At 68.8% G+C, this 570-nt stretch carries 1 protein-coding gene; it reads right to left on the minus strand.

The features are described from left to right. On the minus strand, positions 1–556 hold a 556-nt coding region (locus NS365_RS22985), incomplete at its 3' end, for an efflux RND transporter permease subunit (protein WP_244498544.1). Between the last annotated feature and the right edge of the window lie 14 nt (positions 557–570).

Consider the following 570-nt stretch of genomic DNA (forward strand, 5'->3'; position numbering starts at 1 on the left):
GCGCCTGATAGTTGGGGCCGGCCAGCGCGAACTGAAGCCCGCGCCCGCCGCCGCGAATGCCGAGCGAGTTCGGCTGGATCGCGCGGGCCTGCACGCCCGGAATATCGCGGAAGGCGCGGTTGAGTTCTGTGGCGATCTCCTGCTGCGTGCGCAGGCGCGCGCCCCAGTCGGTCAGCGTCATCACCATGAAGGCGCCATTGCCGGTGCCCGTGCCAATGCGGGCATAGACGCTGGTCGCCTCGCCGCTTTCGACATAGGGCAGAACGATCTCTTCCACCTGTCGCATCTGCTCGTTCGTATAGTCGAGGCTGGCGCTCTGAGGCGCGGAAATGCTCATGAGCACGGTGCCCCGATCCTCCGGCGGCGTCAGCTGCTGCGGCAGGCCCGCGAAGACACCCAGCGCGCCAACGGCAAAGACGATGGACGCGGCGAGAACGGGGAGGGGATAGCGCAGGCAGAGGCGCAAGAGCGCGGCGTAAATGGCCGCGAAGCGGTTGCCCAGCGCACCGAGGCCACGCTTCAGCGGCCCCGCCTTCCGCTCTTGGTCGGGCAGCATCGCGGCCGCCAGCA

The organism is Aureimonas ureilytica (genome assembly GCF_001475935.1).
GTDB lineage: Bacteria > Pseudomonadota > Alphaproteobacteria > Rhizobiales > Rhizobiaceae > Aureimonas > Aureimonas ureilytica_A.